A 6187-nucleotide genomic window follows, 5' to 3' on the forward strand; every position below is an offset into this window, starting at 1 on the left:
AGATTTTTTTTATAGTCATGAAAAATATTTTACCATAAATCCTAGACTTTTAAAGTCTGGGATTTATTTTTTTCATCAAAAAGGAGCTTCACACTAATTATTTAGTGCGACAGCCCCTTTTATAATCCTATTTTTTCCCATTGAAATAAAGAACCTGGATCAGTTTTTACTCCCTTAGAGTATTCATCATGACCTATAATATGTTTCCTATCTTTAATTATAGATGGATTATTTATTAATATGCTGTCTAATAATATATTGAGGGATTCATACTGGGCCTCTGTATAACCTATTAAAGATTTATCAATTAAATCATATTGCTCTGCAGATATTATAGGCAGCATTTCTTCTTTTGTTCCAATAGCAAGAAGTTCAATTCCAATAGAATAATCATTCATTTTATTTTTATACTCGGGAAAGCCTTCAAGGTTTCCTTTCCCTGCATGATAGGCAACTCTATTTTCTGGCACCATACAATATATTTCCCCATATCTTCCAATAACATAATGAGCAGATATCCCATAATCTAAAAATATATCATAAATATCATAAATATTATATGGATCCTTATAATTATTTACCACATTACTTATAAAATGTATCATGACATGAGTTATTTCTTTTTCACGCGGCCTTGAATTTTCATTAGGAGGAAAGATATCATTACTTTTAAGTTTTTCCTTTAAATTTACAGATACTTCTTTTGTTAAAGTATAATTTTGATTTTCTTCTTCTATTCTTTGATTTATAGGAAAAAATGAAAGCAAAATAATCATAAATACATAATAATATTTTCTCATCTAGTTTATCACTACCTTTTCTTAAGGTCTTCTTATTTTATTATTTGCATTTCCATTACTTTTATGTATCAATAATAGAAATACTAAATAACTATTATTTTAAGTGTTTTACACCATTTTCTAATATCTCCATTTGAAGCAAAATTTCTTCATCAGTAATCTTTTTTTCTTTTCCCTTTATAATCGCTTCATATAAATCATCATATACTCTGCCATAATCGCCTTTTACTGTTTCTACTTTTTCTTCATGGATTTTTCCTTCATCATCTACATATGTTAAAGTTCCATAATGTTCTAACTTATCAAGTCCAAAGTCTTTATTATGAGGCATATAAAACATCTTAAGATGATATTCTTGAAGATCTTTAGTCATCTTTACAAAACATCCCTTTTTCCCATAAACCACAAAACTAGGTCTTTCTTTAATTCTAAAATAACTAGATTTTACTGAAATCTTTAAATTTCCATAATATAAGTCTAAATCAAAATAATCATTCATTCTTCCAGGTCCAAGAAGTTGCCTTACATCATAATGAATATTATCTGGCTTTCCAAAATAACTTATAACCTGATCTAAGGTATGACAAGCATGTCCATATAAAAAGGATTCGTTTACATCATATTTTTTAATTCCTTCAGGAACCTCTGGCCTATAGTAATCAAAATGCATTTCTATTTCAAGTAATTCTCCTAATTTTCCTTCTTCAATAACTTTTTGAACTGTTAAGAAGTCGCTGTCAAATCTTCTATTTTGATAAGCCTGAACTATCAATCCCTTTTCCTTTGCTAGATCAAAAATTTCCTTTGCCTGTTTAGAATTTTCCATAAAAGGCTTTTCTACTAGACAATGTTTATTATTTTCTAAAACCATCTTAGCATATTCGTAATGACTATCATGTCTTGTACAAATAACTATAAGTGGTATTTCTTCATCCTTTAAAAGTTCATCTAAATTTGAAGTGTATTTTACTCCTTCAATTCTATCCCATTTTTCATTCTTTGGATTTCTTTGATAGATAGTTTTTATCTTTAAGTTTTTTCTTTGAAGAACAAAGGGAATATGATATCTGTTAGTGCTTTTCCCATTTCCAATATAACCAATAGTTAACATAATACTCCTCCTAGAAATTAATGTTAATTATTTTTAATTATACCTTTATTCTACAATAAAATAAAAGTAAAAATTATTATATTATGAAAAAATGTACATTCTAATAACTAAAAAACTCCTTTTGTATAACTATTAGAGAAGGGTGTTTTAATATTTTACAATAAAAATAATATGACCAGCTATTTTAAGCTTTTATTCTTATAATAGCTGGTCTTTTTTATATTTTTTATTTATTTAAGCTTTGACAATATTCATCCATTGTATCAGCCACTACTTTTGCATGTGCTACTGCATCTACAACTAACCCTGGTCCCGTAACTACATCTCCTGAAGCAAAGGTACCTTTTTTAGTTGTATTTCCTTTTTCATCTGTAATAAGCAAGCCCCATTTATTAGTATTTAACTCAGTAGTATTTGAAACTATATTATTCTTTGGATTTTGACTTACTGCGATTATTACAGAATCACACTCAAAAAATTCCTCTTCACCAGTAATTATAGTTTTAATATTTCCTTCTTCATCAGCAATATTTTCTGTACACGCTAATTTTATTCCTTCTTCAGTAATTTCAACTGGTGCCTTAAATAAATTAAAGTTTATTCCTTCCTCTTTACCTTCTTGAATTTCCTTTTTACTTGCTGACATTTGCTCAAAGCCTTTTCTATATATAATAGTAACATCAGCACCATTTTTCTTGGCAGTTATTGCTGCATCAAAGGCAACATTACCAGCTCCTATTACTGCTACCTTTTTTCCTAATCTATATGTTTCAGGTGACTTTAAATAATCTATAGCATAATGAACATGACCTTCGGTTTCTCCCTTAATATTTAAAGTCTTAGGATTCCACACTCCTGTTCCAATAAATACCGCATTATATCCATCTTCAAAAAGCCTGTCTAATGTAATAACAGGTCCTATTAAAGTATTTGGTCTAATTTTAACTCCTAATTCAATTAATCTTTCCTCAATAGTATCAATTATTGATTTTGGAAGCCTATATTCAGGAATTCCATATCTTAATACTCCTCCAATTTTGCTATGAGCCTCAAAAATTGTAACTTTATAGCCTCTTCTAGCTAATATAAATGCTATAGTAATTCCTGCTGGGCCAGCTCCAACTATAGCAATTCTTCCTTTGGTTTTTGGAATATTTTCAAAGCGGACTTCCTCTATATACCTTTTTGAGATTTCATATTCTATTTCATGAAATCTTATAGGCTCTCCTTTTATTCCCCTAACACAATTACCCTTGCATTGCTTTTCATGAACACATACTAAAGCACAAACCACAGAAAGAGGATTATTTTCAAATAAAATTTCTCCCGCTTCTCTAATTTTACCTTCCTTATATAATGATATTACTTCAGGTATTGATGTATTAATTGGACAACTGCTTTTACATCTTGGCTTCTTACATAATAAACATCTATCTGCTTCATTTATTAACACCATTCAAACAACTCCTATGATACTATGTTATATTTATTAATATTATATATAATATTCATTTAATATGGTAGTTTAATTTAAAATATTTTATAAAAAGAAACTACTATATATTATATAATGTTGATATAATATTTTAGAGGTGGTATTTTTTATGAATAATAGATTAACTTTAGAAAATATAAAAAAACTACAGGAAGAATTAGAATATAGAATGACAGTAAAAAGAGCAGAAATAGCTAAAGAAAAAATGGAAGCAGCTGCCCATGGGGATAGATCAGAAAATGCAGAATATAAAGAGGCTTGTAGAAATTATAGGGAAAATGATAATAGAATTCAATACTTATTAAATATGATTTCTACAGCAACTATTATTGATGAAGATGAAATAGATAAATCCGTACTAGGAATTAACAGCAAGGCTAGGGTTAGATTCATAGAAGATGATTATGAAACAGTTTTATCCTTAGTAACAACTATGGATTTAGATCCTGAAAATATGTGCATAAGCATTGAATCAGACTTAGGAAAAGCCTTGTCAGGAAAGAAAGCTGGAGACATAGTTGAAGTTAATGCTCCTGGTGAAAAATATTCTGTTGAAATATTAGAAATATTATAACATTTTAAAATAGGTCAGATACCTTAAAAACTAAAAGGTTTCTGACCCATCTTTTATATCTAAACTAATTATTTAGAACTTTGAATTTCAATTCCTACTTGTCTTCTTGCCTCATCTAATATTTTCATTACATTTAAAGAGTGTTTAAGCTGTTTTAGATTTTTTTCAAAGTCCTTATTTAATATCATATCTTTAAAAGCTACTAATTCATAATATAATCTTTCTTCATAGAGATTTAAATTAAATTCTTTTTCTTCTCCTAGATTACTTCCATAAGTAAAGTTTGCCAATACGCTAGATGGATAATCACTATGGATATATCCCTTATCTCCCTGGATATTAACGCTTGTAGGAGCTTTACAATCCTTTGCTCCAACTGCAACGCATTTAAAAGTTGGATAATTAAGCACTAAAATTCCCGAAGTATCAATATCTCTTTCTATATTAGCAAAATAATTAATACTTTGAGGTTCACCAAATAAACCTAATACAAAGTGAATATTATAAACATTTAAATCCATTAATGCCCCGCCTGATTTTTTAGGATCAAAAACTGGTAAGACATTTCCCTTTTTAAATTCATCATACCTTCTAGAATATTGAGAATAATTAAGCTGAACTATCTTTACATCTCCTAGTTCTGGCAATAACTCTTTTATTTTTAAATAATTTGGATAATATTGATTTGTTATTGCTTCAAATAAATATAATCCTCTTTCTTCTGCCAGCTCTGCCAATTCCTTTGCTTCCTCATAATTCGATGTAAAAGGTTTTTCTAAAATAACATTCTTATTTTTTAATAAGGCTTTTTTGGCAAAACTATAGTGAAGTGAATTTGGAACTGCTACATATATAACATCTATTTCTTCATTATCAAGCATTTCATCATAATTTAAATAAATATGTTTAATACCATACTCTTTAGAGAAATTCTCCATTCTATCCTTAGATCTTTCTGTTGCACAAATTCCATAAAATTTATATTCCTTTATTTTAGATGCTGCAGCTAAAAAATCTGGAACTATTAAGCCTGACCCCAGTATTCCTATATTCATTTTTTCTCCTCCTTGAATAACACTTTCTTACTTTAATTATATGTTATACCTTTACATTATCCAATAAAAAATTATATTTAGTCATTTACAAAAGATAAGGTCTTAGTTATCCTATCTTCCCCAAGCACAGTATTTTTAAATATTTTCCTTGCATTTTCTATATATTCTTCTGGATTCTTCATAGCAGGACTAAAATGTGTCAGCATAAGTTCCTTAACTTCTCCCTCTCTTGCTAGCTTTGCAGCTTCAGAAAAAGTCATATGTTTATTCTTTATTGCTTTTTTTATATCATTATCATCTCCATAAGTTCCTTCACAAACAAGCAAATCACTTTCTTTTATAAAATCAATTATTTCTTTTATGGGCCTTGTATCTGTTATAAAGGAAAACTTTATTCCCCTTCTTTCCTTTCCAAGAACCATATTAGGTTCATATTTAATTCCTTCATATATTAGACTTTCTCCCTTTTGAAGCTTATTCCACAAAATTTTAGGTACTTTATTGGCTTTTGCTGCTTCTATATTAAACCTAGGTTTTCTTTTAAAATAAAAACTATAACCTAAACAGGGAGCTGAATGATCTAATTCTAAACTAGTTATATTTATATTTTCTATTAAAGTTATTGTATCCCTTGGCTTTTCAATTATTTTTATTTCATAAGGAAGATAAGGTATTATAACCCTTAAACCTTTAATAATCTCCTCAATACCAGCAGGTCCTATTATAGTAAGAGGTTCTACTCTTCCACTATTTCCAATTGTAGCAAGAAGTCCTGGAAGACCAACAATATGATCCCCATGTCCATGAGTTATGCAAATTATATCTATAGTTTTAAAACCTGTGCCTAAAAGCTTCATGGACACTTGAGTTCCTTCCCCACAATCTATTAGAATTTTTCTTCCCAAATAGTTAATTAAAAGGGAAGATAAAAATCTATTTGGTACAGGCATGCCTCCTCCACAGCCTAGTAATGATATATCTACCATTTAAACCACTTCCTATTTTATATTTATTTCTTTAATTTTAACATGGAGCTGTCGCATTAGCGGGTGAAAAAACGCTAGCGACAGCTCCTATTTTTCAATAAAAAGAGAAGATTCGAATCTTTGCTGACAAAATAAAATTATTTCTTAAAAAAGGCGCACTTTAATA

6 protein-coding genes are annotated in these 6187 nt (G+C 28.6%); 1 reads left to right on the forward strand and 5 read right to left on the reverse strand.

The window, feature by feature from the left end:
• Positions 1–119: 119 nt before the first annotated feature.
• The 3 genes from KQI16_RS11310 to KQI16_RS11320 form a co-directional block, all read right to left on the reverse strand.
• Entirely contained in the window at positions 120–800 is a 681-nt protein-coding gene (locus KQI16_RS11310) for an N-acetylmuramoyl-L-alanine amidase (RefSeq protein WP_216434534.1), read from the reverse strand.
• Between the two features lie 94 nt (positions 801–894).
• Positions 895–1911: an oxidoreductase gene (locus KQI16_RS11315; RefSeq protein WP_216434536.1), complete on the reverse strand. Its 1017-nt coding sequence runs from the start codon at positions 1909–1911 to the stop codon at positions 895–897.
• Between the two features lie 226 nt (positions 1912–2137).
• Positions 2138–3367: an NAD(P)-dependent oxidoreductase gene (locus tag KQI16_RS11320; RefSeq protein ID WP_216434538.1), complete on the reverse strand. Its 1230-nt coding sequence runs from the start codon at positions 3365–3367 to the stop codon at positions 2138–2140.
• 148 nt (positions 3368–3515) lie between these two features.
• Here KQI16_RS11320 and KQI16_RS11325 point away from each other — a divergent pair, with 148 nt between their 5' ends.
• Complete coding sequence (locus KQI16_RS11325) at positions 3516–3980, forward strand: GreA/GreB family elongation factor (RefSeq protein WP_216434540.1); 465 nt, start codon at positions 3516–3518, stop codon at positions 3978–3980.
• A gap of 68 nt (positions 3981–4048) precedes the next feature.
• On the opposite strand, the gene KQI16_RS11330 is transcribed toward KQI16_RS11325, so the two are convergent.
• Together KQI16_RS11330 and KQI16_RS11335 are read right to left on the reverse strand one after the other, a co-directional pair.
• Entirely contained in the window at positions 4049–5035 is a 987-nt protein-coding gene (locus KQI16_RS11330; RefSeq protein ID WP_216434541.1) for a Gfo/Idh/MocA family protein, read from the reverse strand.
• 77 nt (positions 5036–5112) lie between these two features.
• Positions 5113–6021 (reverse strand): ribonuclease Z, encoded by a 909-nt coding sequence (locus KQI16_RS11335; protein ID WP_216434543.1) that lies wholly within the window; start codon positions 6019–6021, stop codon positions 5113–5115.
• Positions 6022–6187 lie beyond the last annotated feature (166 nt).

The sequence above is a fragment of the Caproiciproducens sp. MSJ-32 genome, from assembly GCF_018918055.1.
Classification (GTDB): Bacteria; Bacillota; Clostridia; order Clostridiales; family Clostridiaceae; genus Clostridium.

Excerpts from the sequence above, each read along its gene's own strand:
- KQI16_RS11310 (WP_216434534.1), bottom strand. The coding sequence starts at position 800 with ATGAGAAAATATTATTATGTATTTATGATTATTTTGCTTTCATTTTTT.
- KQI16_RS11315 (WP_216434536.1), bottom strand. The coding sequence starts at position 1,911 with ATGTTAACTATTGGTTATATTGGAAATGGGAAAAGCACTAACAGATAT.
- KQI16_RS11320 (WP_216434538.1), bottom strand. The coding sequence starts at position 3,367 with ATGGTGTTAATAAATGAAGCAGATAGATGTTTATTATGTAAGAAGCCA.
- KQI16_RS11325 (WP_216434540.1), top strand. The coding sequence starts at position 3,516 with ATGAATAATAGATTAACTTTAGAAAATATAAAAAAACTACAGGAAGAA.
- KQI16_RS11330 (WP_216434541.1), bottom strand. The coding sequence starts at position 5,035 with ATGAATATAGGAATACTGGGGTCAGGCTTAATAGTTCCAGATTTTTTA.
- KQI16_RS11335 (WP_216434543.1), bottom strand. The coding sequence starts at position 6,021 with ATGGTAGATATATCATTACTAGGCTGTGGAGGAGGCATGCCTGTACCA.